The following is a 19,319-nucleotide window of genomic DNA, read 5'->3' as shown; positions in this document are numbered from 1 at the left end:
GGTTTTAGCCAGCGTTCATAAGCGCAAACATAGTAGCGAAGTAAACATGCAATCGAAAACAGCCATGGAAGAACGGGACATGCCCGATTCCATGGCTGATTTTTTATTCTTCACTTTTTGATAGCACATAGGATTTCAGGTCATTAAAACGTTTCTCGTTTTCTCGGATCCACTTCGTTTCATCGCTGAATCGGCCGGGACTCGTCGCAGGATTTCAACTTAGGATCTATAACTAGAAAGATAAATTATTCCAGCTTTGTCGATCTGTGTTACAATATTCTTAGGTAGAAAATACAATACTTTGAATTTCTGTGAACTAGAGGTGAAAACAGCTGTGAAAAATAGAAACAAGACAGGTATTGTAGTGGCCCTAATTTATTGTTTTGTCCTTTATGCGATTTTAATTGATGCACCCCCTGGTGAGGCTCCGGTTAATCCGCCATGGGCACCCGCCATGATTCCGCTTGGAGCTGTTATCATTACATCTCTCTTTGATTACGTGATCAAGTTCGATTTCTTCGAAAAAAAGAAAAAGTGAATGGATAAAATGCCAAAATTAAAAATTGCGAAGTCTTTTAGTGGCTGGAGTTCTGCTCTACATTTCTGCTCTACATTTAATTGAATTCCAGCCTTTGACTGAAAACCTGCAGACTTCTCTTCGAATTAAAATGATCCCTTCGTTTATTTTCTTAATTTAAAGAGTCGTCTGAACCGGCTTGATCATCGCTTGTGAATCTAGGTTATCCCCAAAAATGAGCCTTGGTGATGTCATTCACCAAAGGTTCTGTTCCTTTTGGAACCGTACTGCCCTCCCTCAAAAGGTTCTTCCATCACTCGCACGCAGATGGGATCACCCGATCCACTTCCGTCGTCTTCCATCGGTTCCATCGGCCCCGAGGATTGGTGCGAATGACAAGCCTCGCATAAAAATCCGCCTACCCGAAAAAATAAGCATTGTGCTCAACGCCATCGTATGGTAACTTATGTACATAAAAACGTTTTTATTGCAAAGGAAGATCAGTGAATGGGCAAGGTAACCATCAAAGATGTCGCAAGAGAGGCCGGCGTATCGATTTCGACGGTATCGAACGCGCTCAATGACGTGGACGTGCTGAATCCCGAGACCAAGTCGCATGTGTTGAAGGTGGCGGAACGGCTCAACTACGTGCCGAACCTGAACGGCAAGCTGCTGAAATCGGGCAAGACGAAGATGCTTGGCTTCTTCACCACCAGCGTATCGGGGCCCTATTTCTATACGCTCGTGGAATCCATGTCCCGCGAGTGCGACCGTCTCGGCTACGGGCTGAACGTGTTCGTGACGAAGGACAAGCAGGTCATTATGAGCAACATTTTGGGCGGGCGCGTAGACGGCGTCATCATTTTCGAAGAGCTGAGAATTGATGATAAAGACATTGCCGTCATGGAGAAGGACAAGATCAAGGCGGTATTCCTCGATCGCGTCGTTCAGAACGAGACGATGGGGAGCATTATTTTCGATTCATATGAAGCTGGATATGAGGCGACGAAATACTTGATCAGTCTCGGACACCGCAATATTGCTTACATATCGGGCGTGGACACCATGTTCGACAGCGTCCAGCGGAAGGAAGGCTATCTCGCGGCCTTACGCGAAGTGCAGTTTCCGATCGATGAGGACTTGATCCTCCAGGGTTATTTCGAGGAGGAAGGCTCCTATAATGCCGTAAAATCGTTCATCCACATGCATCCAGGCAAGGTGCCGGACGCGTTCCTGGCAGGGAACGACCTCAGCGCCATCGGCTGCATCCGGGCACTGAAATCGCTCGGCTACGAGGTTCCGAAGGATATCAGCGTCGTCGGCTTTGACGACATCGATATCGCACAGTATTTTACGCCGCCGTTATCGACGGTGCGCAACCAGATTGCGCGGCAAGGCATCCTGGTCGTTGACCATCTGGTGCGCATGATCCAGAAGAAGGAGCAGGGCAAGGTGCAGAAGCTGGCGGGAGAACTGATCGTCCGCGGCTCCAGTCAAGTGAAGGTCCGATCGGAATGAGCCGGAGCCAGTAGACTAGGCAGAAGGCATCATTTCGGATCTGTTTTTTTAAATTCATCCAAGCATAGGGGGTTTTTTATTGCCAAAAATAAAAACGTTTTTATTGAATGATTGCGTTCTTATGGATGGGTAACAAGGTGTAGTGCAATCGAGGGGTCTGGAAACAACCATGTTATTAAAGGAGGAGGCGAACGAGGTGGCCAAGACAGCCGAGGCTCCGTCCGCGACGCCCGCAGGAACGGGAGCCGTGCTTCCATCCGGCAAAAAGCCGATGGGGCGGAGAGTGAAGGAGTTTGTCGTGGATTTCGGACGGCAATGGGAGCTGCAGTCCATGATTCTTCCGGGCGTCGTGTTCATGTTTATTTTCTGCTACATTCCGATTTACGGTCTGACGATCGCATTCAAGAGCTACACGGTCATCGACACGATCGATTCCGCGCCGTGGGTCGGCTTGGACAATTTCAAAATCATCATGTCGGACAAGTACTTCTGGGATTCCGTCGTAAACACGCTGGGCATCAGCTTTCTGAAATTAGCGATCGGGTTCGTCATTCCGATTATTCTTGCCATCATGATTTACGAGGTCAGCTTCGGGCGGTTCAAGAAATTTGTGCAGACGGTGTCGTACCTGCCGCACTTCCTGTCCTGGATCGTGCTCGGCGGGATGCTCATTACCTGGTTCTCGACGACGGGCTTGTTCAACCAGCTGCTGCTCAGCCTGGGTCTGATCTCGCAGCCGCAGAACATTATGCTGGATCCGAACAAGTATTGGTGGATCGCCACCTTGTCCGACATCTGGAAGGAAGCGGGCTGGGGGACGATTCTGTATCTGGCGATTATGGCCAAGATCGATCCGACCTATTACGAAGCCGCGAAAATCGATGGCGCCAGCCGTCTCAGACAAATCTGGAATATTACCATTCCGAACATGAAAATGATCATCAGCTTGAATTTGATCCTAACTGTAAGCGGTTTATTGGGCTCGAACCTGGATCAGACGCTGGTGCTTATGAACTCGCAAAACCGGGAAAAGGCGGAGGTTATCAACTCTTACGTATACCGGATGGGGATGACGCAGGGTGACTTCTCCTACGCAACGGCCGTGGGCCTTGGCGTCTCGATCGTTTCGGTCATTCTGCTCGTGACCGCCAACAAAGTCACCAGCAAATTAAACGACAACCAGTCGGTTCTGTAACGGTTATTTAGCCCAAAATGCCCGCTGCATCCAAGGCGCCGAATCGGACGCTAAGGGTTAAGTGCGGGCGGTAGAAGTGTAACGGGAGGGAGGCTTTACCTTGAATTCGAAAGCAGCGAAAGGGGACTGGGATAGCCGGATCTTCGATGCCGTCAATATCGCATTGCTGGTAGTGTTTACGCTTATTATCGTGGTTCCGCTTTGGAATGTTCTGGTCTCTTCCTTCAGCTCGGGCAGAGCTCTGGCGGAGGGCGGGTTTATTTTCTGGCCGACCGAATTTTCCCTTGAAAATTACCAGGCCGTATTCCGGGATGACGGCATCTGGCAGGCCTTCTTCATCTCGGTCGCCAAAACCTTGATCGGGGTCATCACCCACGTGTTTTTCTGTGCGATGGTGGGCTACGGCCTCAGCAAGCGGTACGTGCGCGGCCGCAAATTTTATGTCACGATGGGCGTCATCACGATGTTTTTCTCGGGCGGGATGATTCCGACGTACCTGCTCATCAAGGACCTGGGCATGCTGAACAGCTTCTGGGTGTATATTATTCCGGCGCTGCTCAGCTTCTACGATGTCATTATTCTGATGAATTTCTTCCGCAACGTGCCGGATTCGCTGGAGGAGTCCGCGAAGATTGACGGCGGCGGGGATTGGCGGATCTTCCTGAGCATCTTCATTCCGCTGTCCATGCCGGCAATGGCGACCATTGCGCTGTTCAACGGCGTCGGACAATGGAACGACTTTATGACGACCAAGCTCTATATCACGGATCAGTCGCTGTACCCATTGCAAATGATGCTCTACGAAATTATCGTGCAGTCGCAGACGCAATCGATGCAGAACGCCGGCTCGGTCGTGATCGAGACGACAACGAAGGGCGTTCAGCTTGCCACGATCGTTGTTACTACGCTGCCGATTGTTGCGATCTATCCAATACTTCAAAGGTACTTTATTTCCGGAATGATGCTGGGAGCGGTGAAAGAATAAGAAAGCAGCAGTAGGTTCGGGTCTGAAAGAAAGCGCTTTTATTAAAAGGGAGGGTTACTGGATGTTGAAGATGGATAAATCAAAGGGCAAAACAAGATTCGCATGGGCTTCGCTCATGCTGGCGATTATGCTGGTGGTTGCCGGCTGCGGCTCGGGCGGCGACTCCGGCTCCAAGAAGGAAAACTGGATCTCAATCGAGGACCGGTACACCCCGGATCCGGAAACGCCGGCGTGGAAGCTCGATAAGAAGGAAGAGGCGACGGAGCTGACCTGGTATGTGAACGCTGATTGGTGGAACACCGATTTCGGCAAGGACGTCGTCACGAAGAAAATCAAGGAAGACCTTAATATCAACATCAAGTTCATCACGGGGGACGATACGAAGCTGAATACGTTCTTTGCCGGCGGCGATATGCCGGATTTGATCACGACCTTCGACTCCAACTCGCCGGTAGTGCAGAAGGCTGCGACTTGGGCATTGCCGCTCAATGATCTGGCCGAGAAGTACGACCCTCACTTCAACAAGGTGGCAGCGCAGGATACGCTGAACTGGTTCCAGCTGAAGGACGGCAAAACCTACGGCTATCCGAACTACTCCAACACCCAGGCGGATTATGACAGCGGTAACATTCCGGCGAAGACGGCGTTCATCATCCGCAAGGACGTGTATGAGGCGCTGGGCAAGCCGAGCATGGGAACGCCGGATGAGTTCCGCGCGGTATTGGCTGACATCAAGCAAAAATTCCCGCAGCTGATTCCATTCGGATTCAACTCGATCGGCGAGGGAACCGGGTCGCTGGGCGACGTGCTGCAGGACTTCATCGGCGTGCCGTTGGAGGACGAGAACGGCGGGTTCTACAACCGCAATCTGGACGAGGACTACCTGACGTGGGTGAAGACGCTGAACACCGTTTATCGTGACGGCGCAATCAGCGACGACAGCTTTGCGGACGACGGGACGGCTTTTGAAGAGAAGGTGAAAGCGGGCAAATACGCGACGATTCTGCTCGACGGAACCCCGCAGCAGGGCGGCAATCTCCAAAGCTTCGCCAGCGCTAACCCGGGCAAGGAATACATCGCGATTGACGGGCCGCAAAGCACGGCGGGACATGCTCCGACCTTGAACCAATCCGGCATCACCGGCTGGATGATCAGCTTCATTACGAAGAGCAACGCCGATCCGGCCAAATCGATTCAGCTGTTCACGTACCTGCTGAGCGAAGAGGGCCAAATGCTGATGAACTACGGAATCGAAGGCGAAACCTATCAGGTCAACGCCGACGGCACCGTAGCATTCCTGCCGGCCGTGAAGGAGCTGCAATTGAACAATCCGGACACCTTCAAGAAGGATTATCGTATGGGTGAATTCATGTTCTTCGGCCATGACCGCCATAAGGCGCTAAGCCAGGACGCCTTCCCGGATGCGATCAAGCAGATGCAGGAATGGGGCCGGGGCAAGCTGGTGCCGCACTTTATTCTGGAGAATATCAATCCGGATCAAGGGACCCCGGAGGCTCGCGCATTGAGCGCCATTAATACGAAGTGGAACACGACGCTCGTCAGCATGATCCGTGCCAAGGACGATGGGCAATTCGAGAGCATTTTGAATGAATACAAATCGTTCCTTGAGGCCAACAGCTGGGACAAAATCGTGGACATCCGCAACGAGAAGATGAAAGCGAATAAGGAGAAGCTTGGTCTTTAAATAGACGAAGGTCCATGCAGGGGCTGCGGAGATTTTTCCAAGAAGGGGAGAGCTTCAGCAGACAAGCCCCTGGCATGGGCCGATCCGATGGATAGGAAACTTAGCGAACCTGGAGGGAAACAGCATGCTAAACATCACCATTTATGAGTCGAGAGGGGAAGACGAGCTATTCGTCCCGAAATCGAAGGAACAGCTATCTCCGGTACCACCGGACGAGGAGCATAGCTTTATTACCATTAACGATGAGCTTACCTATCAGGAGATGGACGGATTCGGGGCATCGTTTACGGATTCGGCCGCGTATTTGATCCATCAAGTGCTGGAGCCGGAGCAGCGTTCGGTGCTGATGAGGAGGCTGTTCGATGCGGAGGAAGGAATCGGCTTGTCGGTGCTTCGCAATCCGATGGGCGCTTCCGACTATGCCCGCGATTTCTACAGCTATGACGATATGCCGGACGGTGAAACGGATGAGGAGCTTAAGCGGTTCTCGATCGCGCATGATGAGGAGGACATCATCCCCTTGGTGCAGGAGGCGCTGCGGCTGAATCCGGATGTTAAGCTGATGGGCTCGCCTTGGAGTCCTCCCGGCTGGATGAAGACGAGCGGCTCGATGATCGGCGGGGAATTGAAGCCGGCATATTACGGGGTGTATGCAGATTATTTCGTGCGGTACATCCAGGCTTATGCGAAGCATGGCCTGCCGATTTATGCCGTAACCCCGCAGAACGAGGCATTGTATTCGCCCGTGCACTATCCGGGCATGATCATGCTGCCGGAAGCGCAGAGCGATTTTATTAAAAACCATCTCAAGCCGAAATTCGTGCAGCACGGCATCAACACGAAAATACTGTGTTATGACCACAACTGGGACAAGCCGGAGTATCCAAAGGCAGTGCTCGAGCAGGCGAATGACGAGGTGGATGGCGTCGCGTGGCATTGGTATGGAGGGCGGCCATCGGCGCAGACCGAGGTGTTTGAAGCTTTTCCTGGCAAAGAGGTCCATTTCACGGAGGGATCGGGCGGGGAGTGGATTCCGCCGTTCGAACCGGCTTTCTCTAATGTGATGCGGACGGGCATCGATATTCTCCGGAATTACAGCAAGTCGTTCGTGCTATGGAATATGGCGCTCGATGAGAAGAACGGGCCTACGGTACCGGGATTCGGCAAGAGCACCTGCCGCGGTATCGTCAAGATCGATCAAGGAAGCAAGGAGCTGACCTATACGCTGGATTACTACGCGCTCGCCCACTTCAGCAAATGCATTCGTCCCAAAGCGGTCCGAATCGCGTCCGAATCCAGCCATGCGCCGGTATCCAACGTTGCATTCAAAAATACGGACGGCTCGGTGGCCGCCGTGATGTTCAACGACGGGGAGCAGGCTGCCAATGTATCGCTTGCGCTGAAGGGTATAGAGGCGTTAAGCTTCCGCATGGAAGCCAAGAGTGCCGTAACGGTACGGATTGAAGCATAACTGAATATGATAGAGGCACCCCCTGGCATGGAAGACGGCCTTGGGGGTGTTCGCTGTTCATTTTGTGCCGATGGGAAATCTTCTTACCGCTAGCGCATCCTGATCGGATCCCGTTTAATAGTCTGGCTCCCGGCCAGGTCCCTGCCCAGTGATCCCATAAAAAGTTGGTTATTTGAACCGGAACGTTTAGAATAATGAGCATAGGGTTAACCAAAGAACTTATAGGTGGAACATGATGAAGATAAAAACATTGTTTATCGCTCCTTATCCGGCCATGACCCCGCTCATCGACGAATGCCGGCAGGAGGATCCCGATCTGGACATTCATATCGAGGTGGCGAACCTCCAGGAGGCGATTCCGCTTGCGCAGGCAGGAGAGTCTCAGGGCTATGACGTGATCATCAGCCGGGGCGGCACGGCCAAGCTGATCGAGCCCGAGGTGGCGATTCCGGTCATTGACGTTCATGTTTCGGGCTATGACATGCTGCGGGTGCTGACGCTGGCGAATGATTTTCCCGGAAAAAAAGCGATTGTCGGTTTCTCCAACATTACCCTTGGGGCCAAGGCCATTACCGATGTGCTGGATATCGAGATCGAGGTGTGCATGGTCGAGAAGGCAGGGGAGGTCGACTCGATTCTGGAGGAACTCAAAGATAAGGGCTATGAGCTGATTATGGGGGATGTCGTAACGATAGAGGCTGCCGCCAAGCACCGTCTGGAGGGCATTCTTATCCAGTCCGGGCGGGAAGCGATTTTTGAAGCGTTCCAAAGGGCGAAGTCGGTTCATCGCCTTTATCGACGAAAGGAGTGGGAGATTTCCTTCCTCCATTCCCTGCTTGCCGAGACGGCCAACAACCTCATCGTGCTGGATCGCCAAGGCGAAGTGGTCTATCAAAACTGGATCGACTATGATTCCTGCCCTGTTCCGGTCGATGAATTAAGCGCAGGCATTCGGGAGAATCCGGATCAGACCCGTGTTCTGACGGTTCAGGAGCGCGGGCAGCGCAAGCTGAAGCAGAAGCGGATATTGAAATACATCCAGGGGAAGCCGTACTATCTGTTCGATTTCTCCGAAATGAAGGAGAGTACCGGACAAGTGGCCTTCCCTGTCGAGGCCGTATCCCAGCTGCCGATGATCATTGCCCGCAGCGAATCGATGGCCGGATGCCTCGCAGCAATGGAGCATCATCTCGAGAGCGACTCCTTCATCCTGATTGGGGAAACGGGTACCGGCAAGCAGCTGCTGTCACGCTACATTCACTTCAAGAAACACGACCGCAAGGGGCTGTACGCGGCATTGACGGCGAAGCAGGCCTTGACCGAGATCGAAGGCGAAGGCTTCGACGACGATATCAAAACGGTCTATATTAACGGAATCGACATGCTTAGTCCGAACGAGATTTCGAACCTTCAAGCTCTGGTGAGGGCTGAACGCAGCAGGGGGCGAACGGTGATACTGGCCTTCGAGAAGGAGGATCCGGTCTATCAATCGCTCCTGTTCGATGAGCAGTCCGTTCGCGTGAATGTGCCGGCACTGCGGGAGCGCAAGGAAGATATTAAGGCGCTGGCAACCTACTATATCGCTGCCTATCACGGAACGCTGGGCACATCGCCGGTCAAGCTGAAGGACGAAGCCGCGATGATGCTGGAAGGGTACAGCTGGCCGGGCAATGTGGCCGAATTAAGGACCTTGCTGAAGGATGCGGTGACGGAGGAAAAAGGCTATGTGATCGGGAGGGCGCAAATTTCCCGGCATCTTGGCAGGAAGCAGATACAGCATTCTGTAAACGCCGGTTTGCCGGCGGATTTTCTTCAAGGAACTTTGGATGAGATTGAAAAGCGGATTATTCATGCCGTCATGAAAGAAGAACATGATAATCAAACGCGCGTTGCGGAACGGCTGGGGATCAACCGCTCGACGCTGTGGCGAAAGCTGAAACAATAGTTTCAGCTTTTTTTGTTATGCTGATTTATCTGCGCATTATGCGTGAGGGGTATCGGTTCAGGAGGAGCGGTCAGAATAAGGGAAGGCACGGAGTCAGGCTTTGAAGCGGTAGTGTCTCATTTAGTTTGGCATCTTGGAGAAGGAAATATAGCTCTTTCGATAGAATGTTTAAAATTGCAACAATTTTTGAACAATGTGTTGCAAATTTTAAAGTAAGCATTTACAATAATCCCTGCAAGCGATTTCAATTATGAATCACTGTTTAATATTGAAACAATTATTGAAGGGGTGCTACAATAATGAAGATCAAAGCAGCTTTAGATCGAATTCCCGGAGGCATGATGGTAGTTCCGCTGCTTATTGCAGCAGTTATCAATACCTTCGCTCCGGATTTGCTTCGCATCGGTAATTTTACTGAGGCCTTGTTCGTAAACGGTTCAAGCACATTGATCGCGCTGTTCCTGCTCTGTACGGGGGCGCAGATCAACGTCAAATCGTTCGGCGTATCGGTCGGTAAAGGCGCGACGCTGCTCGTAACCAAGTGGATAGTAGGGGCGGCATTCGGCTTGATCGCTTATGCGTTTGCCGGCGAGAATGGATTGTGGCTCGGCCTGGCGCCGATTGCGGTCATCGCGGCGATGACCAATAGTAACGGGGGCTTGTTCGTGGCGTTGGTCGGCCAGTATGGCAGCAAAGAGGACCGCGCGGCCTATTCTTTGCTGGCATTGAATGACGGTCCGTTCCTGACCATGGTGGCCTTGTCGATTTTCGGTGCGATGGGATTCGTCGACGGCATGTTCTCGTTCGTCTCGTTCATCTCGGTGCTGCTGCCGATTCTCGTCGGTATGGTGCTGGGCAACCTGGACGAAGACATGCGCAAGTTTCTGGATAAAGGAAGCTCTATGCTGATTCCGTTCTTTGCATTCTCGCTCGGTATGGGCATCGATTTCGGCGCGATCGTGGAAGGCGGACTGTCCGGTATCATTCTTGGACTCTTGACGGTGTTTGTTACAGGTACTGCAGGTTACTTTGTATTTAAAGCGATGAAATGGAATCCGATTGTCGGAGCGGCTGAAGGCTCGACTGCAGGCAACGCGGTGGCGACTCCTGCTGCCATTGCGGCCGCCAATGCATCCTTCGCGGCCTTTACTGATATTGCGACCGTGCAGGTGGCGGCCTCGGTGGTAACGACGGCCATCCTGCTTCCGATCTATGTCGGCTTCCTGGTCAAACGGATGGAGAAGAAAGGATATTCATTTGAGCGGGAAGCGGAAACCGAAGTTTAAAAGGTGTGATAAATGTGATCAATCAAATGGGAATTATCGCTGACGATCTGACGGGGGCTAACGATTCAGGCGTGCAATTAGCGAAGAAGGGCCTCTCCTCGACCGTTATACTGGACTACCGTCAGAGCGGTGACGCTGCGCCTGCCGATGTCCTGATCGTGGATACCGACAGCCGGGCGAAGCAAGGCGCTGAAGCCTATGAAGCGGCTTATGGAGCGGCCCATTATTTGAAACGGCATGGTTACGGGCATATTTATAAAAAGGTGGATTCGACGCTGCGGGGCAACATGGCGGAGGAGCTGAAGGCGGTGGAGCAGGTGTTCAGCCCGGATCTGATGTTGATTGCTCCGGCCTTTCCCAAGATGAACCGGGTAACCGTCGGCGGGCATCACTATGTGAACGGCTCGCTCATCACGGATACGGAATTTGCCAAGGATCCTAAGACACCGGTTACGGAGAGCTTTATTCCGAAGCTTCTCCAGGCGGGGGCCGGCCGTGAGGTAGGGCTGATTGATACGAGCCTTCTTCGGGGGCCCGCGGATGAGCTTGCCGCTTATGTGAACCAAGCGATTTCGCGCGGGCAGACCTGGCTGGTCTGCGACAGTGAGTCCGAGCAGGATCTGCAGACCATCGTAGCCTTCTTCTCGAATTGGGATCAATCGATCGTCTGGGCCGGTTCGGCCGGACTGATCGAATATCTGCCGGAGGCTTTAGCCTTGAAGCCGTCGGGTAGCGGTGAGGGTGCCGTGGCGATGGCCGGCAAAACGCTGATTGTCTCCGGCAGTTTGTCCCGAACTACGCGGCAGCAGCTGACGAAGGTCGGCGAAATGGCTGAGGCCTGCATGCTGGAAGTGGATCCGGTCGACTTGGTCCGAGGCGATACAGATGCCGATCGTTACGTTCGAGCATTGGAAAAGAGCTCGGACAAGCCTTATGCTGTATTGTATGTAGACGGCTCCGAGCACAATCGCATCGCTGCGAAAGCAGCGGGAGATCAGCTTGGACTGTCCTTGACGGAAATAAGCGAAGCGATCTCTCGGGGACTCGGGCATATTACACGGGAGATTTTGCAGGCATTTGAGGATATTGAGGGGCTGGTGCTGACGGGCGGAGATACGGCGAAGGCGGTCTGCCAGGAGCTGGAGATCGGCGAAATGCAGCTCCATTCGGAGGCGGAGCCCGGACTGCCGTTCGGTAAGCTCCAAGGCAAGGGTCGCAGTTATTGGGCGATTACGAAAGCCGGAGGCTTTGGCCGTGACGAGTCGCTCGTTGATGCGTTGCAGTATATGACCACAAAGAAAAGGGTGAGAGTATGAGTGAGCGCAAACCGATAATCGGCATCACGATGGGCGATGCCGCTGGCGTCGGACCGGAAATTATTCTGAAGAGCCTCAAGCATGGGGAGATGTATGAGATCAGCAGACCGTTCGTCATCGGGGACCGTAAGATCCTGGAGCGCGCGAAGACGTTCGTAAACAGCGATTTGGCCATCGAGAGCATTGCTGCGGACGAGCTGGAGCAGGCCGATTACCGTCTGGGCACGGTATACGTGCTGGATCTGGACTTGCTGCCGGGCGATCTGCCGGTCGGTCAAGTGTCGGCCGAGGCTGGACATGCCGCGTTTAAATATTTGGAAAGAGCCATTGAGCTGGCGAAGGAAAATCGCATTCAAGCAATTTGCACGGCTCCGCTGAATAAGGAGGCTCTCCACAAGGGCGGGCACAAATATCCGGGTCATACGGAGATTTTGGCAGACTTGACGGGAACGCAGGACTTCTCCATGATGCTGTCCGCGCCGAACCTGAAGGTCATCCATGTGACGACCCATGTCGGACTGATCGATGCCGTGAAGATGATCACGCCGGAGCGGGTATATCATGTGATCAAGCTGGCGCATGAGACGCTGCGGAAGGCGGGGATCGATGCGCCGAAGATTGCCGTGTGCGGGATTAACCCTCATGCCGGGGAGAACGGCCTCTTCGGGTACGGGGAAGAAGAGGAGAAAGTCATTCCGGCTGTTGAGAAAGCTCAGGCGGAAGGCATTGAGGTTGTGGGACCGCTCCCGGCGGATACGCTCTTCTTCCGGACGGTTCGCGGCGACTTCGATATCGTCGTGGCCATGTATCACGATCAGGGACACGGACCAGTCAAAGTGCTGGGCCTGGATGCGGGCGTCAACATTACGGTCGGGCTGCCGATCATCCGCACAAGTGTTGACCACGGCACGGCATTCGATATTGCCGGAACGGGCATCGCTGATGAGAAGAGCTTGATGGAAGCGATCCGCCAAGGGGCCGAGCTGGCGCCGAAGGCTTAACCGATCAGACTGTGAGTATCAACCAATATGCAGTCCTTTCTTGCCGGATGGCAGAAGGGGCTGTTTTTTTCATGAAGAGAGCGATGGCTGACCATTGGATGGGCAGGACTGCTTGAATCGTATTTCGATCCCGATGGATCTAGGCTTTATGCAGCTGTAAATCATATGGAGAAGCGACACTCGCTTTACAAAAATCTTTGGCGCTTATGCGAGATTAGATGCTAAGCGGCTTTGCATTTTTTCTTACGTAACAGGTCGCCCCTTGACTTCGGGAGTTATGATCAGGTATGATTTCCAATAACTTGAATATGCCAATGACAAGCGATGATGAGAAGAGTACCTAGGTAAGGTCCTTGACCAGAGAGCCCCGGCAGGTGAGAAGGGGTAAGGAATGAGCCTAAGGGAATATGGCCTCTGAGCTGCGCACCGAAGCTGATCCAAGCCGTAGGCTGCGCCGGAACCTGCACCCGTTACTGTGCTAGGGTATACGTGCATGGAATGCGCAGTACCCGAAGAGGTGAATGCTGTGAGGCATTCGTGAAATTGGGTGGTACCACGTGAGCACAAGCTCTCGTCCCTTTGGGATGAGGGCTTTTTTTTGTTTGTGAAAAAAAGGAGGGATTATATGATGACCAACATTTTTATCGGGGGCGCGTGGCCTTACGCGAATGGATCGCTCCATTTGGGGAGGCTGGCGAGTCTGCTCGCTGGCGATGTATTGGCTCGTTATTTTCGGGCTAAAGGCGAGCGGGTGCTGTATGTATCCGGCAGCGATTGCCACGGAACGCCGGTGGAGGTTCAGGCCATTGCCGAGGGGATTGCTCCGCGGGATATTGCGGACCGGTACCATCAAGAATTTTCGGAATGCTTCCGGCGGCTTGGGTTTACCTACGATCTGTACACCCGTACAGACCAACCCTTCCATCACCGTATTGTACAGGAGCTGTTTCTAAAGCTTCAGGAGAACGGGCATTTATACCGGAAAACGATCCGGCAAGCGTATTGCGAGACCGACCACCGGTTTTTGCCGGACCGTTATGTGGAAGGGGACTGCCCGATATGCGGAAGCCGGGCTCGCGGCGACCAATGTGACGTATGCTCCGCTATTTTGGACCCTTCGGACCTGACGAACGTAGCCTGCAAAATTTGCGGCAACCCTCCGGTAGAACGCCCCACGGAGCATTTTTATGTACCGTTGTCCAAGTTTCAGGAAGATCTCGCGCAATACGTGAAGGAAGCTGAGGGCTGGCGGGAGAATGCGGTGCTGCAGAGCCGGCGATATCTGGAGGAGGGCTTGCGGGACCGGGCGGCTACAAGAGATTTGGACTGGGGGATCGACGTCCCGGTTCCGGGGCTTGAAGGGAAGAAAATCTATGTCTGGATCGAGGCGGTTAGCGGATATTTATCGGCAAGCAGGCAATGGGCCGCGGAAACGGGCGGAGATTGGGAGTCCTTTTGGCAGGAAGATGGCGACATTACCGCCTACTACGTTCACGGTAAGGATAATATCCCGTTCCATACGTTGATTTGGCCGGCGATTCTTAAAGGGGTAGGCGGGCTGCATCTGCCGGATCGGATCTTGTCCTGCGAATATATGACCTTGGAAGGGAGAAAATTTTCGACAAGCCGGAACTGGGCGATCTGGGTGCCGGACCTTCTTAGCCGCTATCAGCCGGATTCGATCCGCTACTTCCTGATCGCCAACGGACCTGAGCATCGGGATACGGATTTCTCTTGGCTCGATTTTATTAACAGGCATAATGGTGAGCTGCTCGGAGCTTTCGGGAATTTGGTGAATCGGACGCTGGTTTTTATCGAAAAATCGTTTGGCGGCAAGATTCCTGAAGGGAATTTAGAAGAGGATTGGCGGAAGATCATCGAGCAATCGTATGTCGATACCGGAACGCTCATCGAACAAGGTCGTTTGAAGGAAGCCTTAGCCTCCGTCTTTCGGATCGTGCGCCAGGCTAACAAATTTTATGATGAGCGGAAGCCATGGCTTCAAATCAAGAATGACCCGGAGGCTTGCGGTCACACACTGCATACCTGTGTGCAAATCATCGCTAACCTTGCGAATCTTCTGCAGCCTTTTATTCCGTTCGCCTGTGATCGGATACGGGACTTTCTTGCGTTGGATGAGCCGGGCTGGTCTCGGCGCCATGTACCCGTAAATCGGACGGTATGCCAGTTGGCGAAGCTGTTTGAGCGCATTGATCCGAGCCGGATCGAGGAGGAGATGAGCCGCTTGGGTGGGGCTGATCTGCAATGACCCTTTTTAGGGATAAGGGATCTTGGTTGCTGTATGATGTTGATCGGGTCGGCTGCGTCCAAAAGCCGGAAATCCGGGCCAAGAACATCCGGTAGTTTACCGAAATGTTGAAGAAGGAGAGAGCTACCCAAGCGGGTCGGTCGATGACTGCCCGCAAGAGTTAGCGCCCGGAAAGAAGGATTCCCGGGGACGGACAATATCCGTTATAATAGCGTTAACGAAAGAGGCAAGCGAGCATAATATAAGCAAGTTTATCAAGCGAAGAGGAGGCCGCTGAATGAATCAAGCCCGACCGCCCTGCTAATCCCTCGCCGTACTTCGTGCACGAGGTCCCCCCTCTGTATCCGGATTTGAAATAAGACAATCCGATAAGAGAGGGAGCCGATAATGAACCATTCGATAAATATAAATGTGTGGAAGCTGCTGGCGATCCGCTTCTTCTACAGTCTCATTCCCGCGTACGTCATCGAACGATTGTACTGGGAAGATCGAGGCATGACGATTCCGATGGTCGTGTACGCGGAGATTATTTATGCCGTTACAATCGTGCTGCTGGAAGTGCCTAGCGGCATGATGGCTGACCGCTGGGGGCGGAAGACCATGATGCTGGTCTCCGCGCTCATGGGGTGCGCGGAGTTTCTGCTGCTCCTGTTCGCCGAGGCATTTTGGCATTTTGCGCTCGTTGTCGTTGTGGCGGCAATTGGCGGCGCGGCCAGCAGCGGGGCCGAGCAGGCGCTGCTGTATGAGTCGCTGCGAGAACGAGGGCGGGAGCGCTCCTTCGAGAAGTGGCTCGGCCGCTTGAACGCGGTGGATATAGCATCAACGGTGCTGGCGGCGCTGTGCGGCAGTCTGCTGGCAAGCCGTCTGCCTTACGAATTCAACTACGCGCTGTCGCTAATCAGCATGCTGGTCTGCCTCGGCTTGACCTTGACGCTGACGGAAGCGGGGTCGTCCGGGGACGGGGAGGAAAGTCCGATTCCAATCCGCGTGTACCTTACCGCATCATGGAGACTGTTCAGGGAGAACCGGGGGCTGCTATTGGTAATGCTGTCCGGCATGGTCACAGGGGCAGCCGTCAATTTCATCGATGAGTTCTGGCAGACATATTTAGAGCGTGTGGAGATTCCCGTGCTGTATTTCGGCCTGTTCTCCGCAGGCATCTTTCTGCTCAGGCTTCCGGGCAACTTGCTGGCATTCGCGCTGAAGGAGCGGTTCAGCTACAGGCTGCTCTTAACCCTGGTTACCGTCGTGCTGGCTACCTGCTTCTTCTGGCTTGCCGCCATGCGGGATAGCCGCTCGATAGCGGCATTGTTTGTCATATCCCTGTTCGCTGGCCTCATCGAGCCATTAGCCGCAGGATATCTCCAACACCGGGCAGACTCCCGAATGCGGGCGACGATGGGATCATTCCAGTCGTTGGGGGAGAAGGCGGTACTAATTGCAATCGGCTTAGGCTTCGGATACTTTTCGTCGAAATTCGATGTGTTTGGCGGATATGGCTTCATTGCCGGCATCTGCGCCTTGTATGCGTTGTATTTTCTAACCGCTTCGCACAAAGCCGTTTAAACAATGCCTTGGTGCTGCAAGCTTTCCCTTAACATCGACAGCCTCAAATTGATTCAGGTGCTATTAGACCGCGCAGATTCCTGGATGTATTTCCGTGTACGGGTGGTGGCGAGCACCTGCCCCAGCGCCGATGGTGATCCAAGCGACAACCTGTACAATCTTCCGACATTCTATGTTTTTAACAAAGACCTCGCAAGATCATCTTGCGGGTTTTTTGTTTTGGGGTGAGAAATTCATCCACCGTTTACGTCTATAGAGTACAGACCATGCATGGGCTCTGAAAGTTAGGAGGAATAACATGACTCAACCGCCGCAGGATGCGGAACTGATAGAACGGATTATCAACGGGGACAAGCAGCTGTTCGCTGTGTTGGTTGACCGGTATAAGAACAAAATATACGGAATTTTCTACGGAATGGGCGCCAGCCATCAGGATGCGCAGGACTTGGCCCAGGAGACCTTTATTCGGATATACCGCAACTTGCCAAGCCATCGCCAAGGCAGCAGCTTTTTCTCATGGATGTATACCATCGCCGTGAATTTGATGAGAGACCACCAGCGGAAAAAGAAGCCCGTTCTGACGTCAGATACGCCTGAAGCCGTATCGCCTGACGAAAAAACGCCCGAGCAGCAATTGCTGCACCAGGAGATGAAGCGGGAAATCCACCAACAATTAGATGAGCTCCCTGAGCAATATCGTCTTGTCCTCCTGCTGAAATATACCAATGAGTTAAGCTATGAGGAAATAGCGGACATTGCCAATATGAGCACCTCTCAAGTGAAAAATGCCTTATACCGCGGCAAGAAAATGCTAAAAGCAAGAATCGAGCGCAAAGGAGGGATCCTGCTTGAAGCTAAAATCAAATGAGGAAGATCCAATGTGGGAGCATATGTTGTTCAGCCAGGGCACCGATACCGATTTCACACAAAAGGTCATGCAAAGCTTAGAAGAGGTCGAGATGGATTACAGCAAACAGGGAAGTCATCAACGTTGGAAACGAGCCAAGCAGAGAAGACGGATGATCACCGCTGCCGCAGCAGTCTCGCTGATTGTGATGGGCGGTTCCCTGCTGGCCTGGAAGCAGCCTGACCTGATACGCCAGGTCTCGAGCATCTTCAGTCCGCAACCGCAGACTATAGAAGAAAGTTTGCCTCCGGAATTAAAAGCTTGGACAGAAATGAGCGACTTGAGCTGGCTTGAAGATTATAAAAAATCCAAGCCGCTTGGCCTGGTGCAAACGCCTAAGATCAAGGTAGAAGACAAAGGCTACAGCTTTGAAATTGTGAATGTCATGGTGGACAGCTCCCGAATTGTCATTACCGCCAAACAGACTGGACCTGATGGCAAAGAGCTGCAGAGTCCCTTGGAAGACGGCGGCCTGCAGGTGACCGATCTTGAAGGCAATGTGATCGCTTCGCTCGCAAGAGGAATTAATATGATGGACGGTCTGGAGGAATATGTGTTTATTTTTGATCAAACCGTACCTGACCGGATTCTCGTAACGGGAAATCCTGAATACATCAGAGAGTCAGTGGACAATCAGGAGACGGGGCGTTTTGAGCGCAAGCAAGTCGAGGTCGATTGGGACTTCCAATTTCAGATTGATATGAAAAAATCCAAGCAATTCGAACACCGGGATATACTGGATGCGAAGTATACAACCCCGGAGGGGCTTGTGGTCAGTATGGAACAGATGATCCGTACCCCGAACGGCATTCGTTTGGATATGGGCTTTAAGCTAAAGGATATGCTTGCCAGCAAGGCAACTGCCGACTGGGGAGACGATCTCCACATTTGGTACCATCTTGAAACGGATCAACCGCAGAAGATATTGCGCTTTGGGGATGGGATCGGAAGACACTCTGTCAAAATCCAGGGGCTGCCCACTGTCAATGAGGACAACGGCACATTACCTTGGTCTGAAACATGGTATACAGGCACTGTTCCGCCCGAGACCAAGAATATACGATTCGTATTGGACGGATACAGCCTGCCTGTTAAGAATGAAGCTGCTGTTCACATCCATATGGAAAAGCTGGAACAAACCCCCGTTGTCTTCGAACATGAGGGAGACCAAATTACGATCACGGGCTCGAGTATGGAGAAGGATGCGGTGAAATCCAACGGCAACGTTCTGCGGCTTCATGCCAAAGGCCGTTATACAAATAACGTCACTAGAGACCAATGGATCGCTTTGGACAGCAATGGTGAAGAATATCCGGTTGAAATTGAGGGATCCGGCAGCGCGAACGAGGACGGAACAGCAGAGTGGATAATGGATTTTGTCGTAGCAGGAGTGGACCCTAACTTATCTGAATTGACCTTAAAGCGTACGGTGGTAGACAAAAGATTCACCGACGTGAATTGGGCCGTCGATCTCCCTTCCTACACAAGCTTGCCGTGGGAAAGTCTTGCGGAAAATAAATAAACTGCACCCCATCAAGTAGACAATTCAAAAATAAAATTATCAATTAAGCGGCCTTGGTCCTGGAATTCCATCGGATTAAGGCTGTTTAATTTTGCTTGCTTTACTGCATGGAGCTT

14 protein-coding genes and 1 other annotated feature are annotated in these 19,319 nt (G+C 52.7%); all 14 genes read left to right on the top strand.

Annotated elements, in window-relative coordinates:
* The first annotated feature begins 334 nt into the window (after window positions 1-334).
* The 14 genes from NSQ46_RS28945 to NSQ46_RS28880 all read left to right on the top strand — a co-directional run bounded on the left by NSQ46_RS28945 (window position 335) and on the right by NSQ46_RS28880 (window position 19,203).
* A complete protein-coding gene (locus NSQ46_RS28945) occupies window positions 335-538 on the top strand; it encodes a hypothetical protein (RefSeq protein ID WP_028406738.1) in 204 nt (67 codons plus the stop codon).
* A gap of 486 nt (window positions 539-1,024) precedes the next feature.
* On the top strand, window positions 1,025-2,035 hold the full coding sequence (locus NSQ46_RS28940; protein ID WP_007132950.1) for a LacI family DNA-binding transcriptional regulator: 1,011 nt from the start codon (window positions 1,025-1,027) through the stop codon (window positions 2,033-2,035).
* 271 nt (window positions 2,036-2,306) lie between these two features.
* Window positions 2,307-3,230 (top strand): ABC transporter permease subunit, encoded by a 924-nt coding sequence (locus NSQ46_RS28935; RefSeq protein WP_245255876.1) that lies wholly within the window; start codon window positions 2,307-2,309, stop codon window positions 3,228-3,230.
* Window positions 3,231-3,330: 100 nt separating this feature from the next.
* Window positions 3,331-4,215, top strand: a complete 885-nt coding sequence (locus NSQ46_RS28930) for a carbohydrate ABC transporter permease (protein ID WP_210094340.1) — start codon at window positions 3,331-3,333, stop codon at window positions 4,213-4,215.
* 61 nt (window positions 4,216-4,276) lie between these two features.
* Window positions 4,277-5,920, top strand: a complete 1,644-nt coding sequence (locus NSQ46_RS28925; RefSeq protein WP_186332972.1) for a sugar ABC transporter substrate-binding protein — start codon at window positions 4,277-4,279, stop codon at window positions 5,918-5,920.
* A 124-nt stretch (window positions 5,921-6,044) separates the two neighbouring features.
* Window positions 6,045-7,391 carry a glycoside hydrolase family 30 beta sandwich domain-containing protein gene (locus tag NSQ46_RS28920; protein WP_342575709.1) on the top strand — a complete coding sequence of 449 codons (1,347 nt, stop codon included), beginning with the start codon at window positions 6,045-6,047 and terminating at the stop codon, window positions 7,389-7,391.
* Between the two features lie 232 nt (window positions 7,392-7,623).
* Entirely contained in the window at window positions 7,624-9,336 is a 1,713-nt protein-coding gene (locus tag NSQ46_RS28915) for a PrpR N-terminal domain-containing protein (protein ID WP_342575707.1), read from the top strand.
* 299 nt (window positions 9,337-9,635) lie between these two features.
* Complete coding sequence (locus NSQ46_RS28910) at window positions 9,636-10,622, top strand: 2-keto-3-deoxygluconate permease (RefSeq protein WP_213613363.1); 987 nt, start codon at window positions 9,636-9,638, stop codon at window positions 10,620-10,622.
* A gap of 14 nt (window positions 10,623-10,636) precedes the next feature.
* Window positions 10,637-11,938 (top strand): four-carbon acid sugar kinase family protein, encoded by a 1,302-nt coding sequence (locus NSQ46_RS28905; protein WP_342575706.1) that lies wholly within the window; start codon window positions 10,637-10,639, stop codon window positions 11,936-11,938.
* On the top strand, window positions 11,935-12,939 hold the full coding sequence (gene pdxA, locus NSQ46_RS28900; protein WP_028406747.1) for a 4-hydroxythreonine-4-phosphate dehydrogenase PdxA: 1,005 nt from the start codon (window positions 11,935-11,937) through the stop codon (window positions 12,937-12,939). Before NSQ46_RS28905 ends, pdxA begins: the two co-directional genes overlap by 4 nt.
* 315 nt (window positions 12,940-13,254) lie before the next feature.
* Window positions 13,255-13,521, top strand: a binding site (T-box leader).
* Between the two features lie 46 nt (window positions 13,522-13,567).
* Complete coding sequence (gene metG, locus NSQ46_RS28895; protein ID WP_342577027.1) at window positions 13,568-15,208, top strand: methionine--tRNA ligase; 1,641 nt, start codon at window positions 13,568-13,570, stop codon at window positions 15,206-15,208.
* Between the two features lie 387 nt (window positions 15,209-15,595).
* Window positions 15,596-16,774 (top strand): MFS transporter, encoded by a 1,179-nt coding sequence (locus NSQ46_RS28890; RefSeq protein WP_251536227.1) that lies wholly within the window; start codon window positions 15,596-15,598, stop codon window positions 16,772-16,774.
* A gap of 298 nt (window positions 16,775-17,072) precedes the next feature.
* Entirely contained in the window at window positions 17,073-17,642 is a 570-nt protein-coding gene (locus NSQ46_RS28885; protein ID WP_028406749.1) for a sigma-70 family RNA polymerase sigma factor, read from the top strand.
* Complete coding sequence (locus NSQ46_RS28880) at window positions 17,623-19,203, top strand: DUF4179 domain-containing protein (RefSeq protein WP_251536225.1); 1,581 nt, start codon at window positions 17,623-17,625, stop codon at window positions 19,201-19,203. The genes NSQ46_RS28885 and NSQ46_RS28880 overlap by 20 nt, the downstream gene beginning before the upstream one ends.
* The last annotated feature ends 116 nt before the right edge of the window (window positions 19,204-19,319 follow it).

It is taken from the genome of Paenibacillus sp. FSL M8-0142 (genome assembly GCF_038597315.1).
Taxonomy (GTDB): domain Bacteria; phylum Bacillota; class Bacilli; order Paenibacillales; family Paenibacillaceae; genus Paenibacillus_AQ; species Paenibacillus_AQ lactis.
Note: the sequence above shows the minus strand (reverse complement) of the source record. Positions and strands in the feature narration are given on the sequence as shown.

What these genes read in the sequence shown, in the direction of transcription:
- metG (WP_342577027.1), top strand. Translation starts at nt 13,568, where the DNA reads ATGACCAACATTTTTATCGGGGGCGCGTGGCCTTACGCGAATGGATCG.
- NSQ46_RS28915 (WP_342575707.1), top strand. Translation starts at nt 7,624, where the DNA reads ATGATGAAGATAAAAACATTGTTTATCGCTCCTTATCCGGCCATGACC.
- NSQ46_RS28935 (WP_245255876.1), top strand. Translation starts at nt 2,307, where the DNA reads ATGGGGCGGAGAGTGAAGGAGTTTGTCGTGGATTTCGGACGGCAATGG.
- pdxA (WP_028406747.1), top strand. Translation starts at nt 11,935, where the DNA reads ATGAGTGAGCGCAAACCGATAATCGGCATCACGATGGGCGATGCCGCT.
- NSQ46_RS28925 (WP_186332972.1), top strand. Translation starts at nt 4,277, where the DNA reads ATGTTGAAGATGGATAAATCAAAGGGCAAAACAAGATTCGCATGGGCT.
- NSQ46_RS28910 (WP_213613363.1), top strand. Translation starts at nt 9,636, where the DNA reads ATGAAGATCAAAGCAGCTTTAGATCGAATTCCCGGAGGCATGATGGTA.
- NSQ46_RS28885 (WP_028406749.1), top strand. Translation starts at nt 17,073, where the DNA reads ATGACTCAACCGCCGCAGGATGCGGAACTGATAGAACGGATTATCAAC.
- NSQ46_RS28890 (WP_251536227.1), top strand. Translation starts at nt 15,596, where the DNA reads ATGAACCATTCGATAAATATAAATGTGTGGAAGCTGCTGGCGATCCGC.
- NSQ46_RS28940 (WP_007132950.1), top strand. Translation starts at nt 1,025, where the DNA reads ATGGGCAAGGTAACCATCAAAGATGTCGCAAGAGAGGCCGGCGTATCG.
- NSQ46_RS28920 (WP_342575709.1), top strand. Translation starts at nt 6,045, where the DNA reads ATGCTAAACATCACCATTTATGAGTCGAGAGGGGAAGACGAGCTATTC.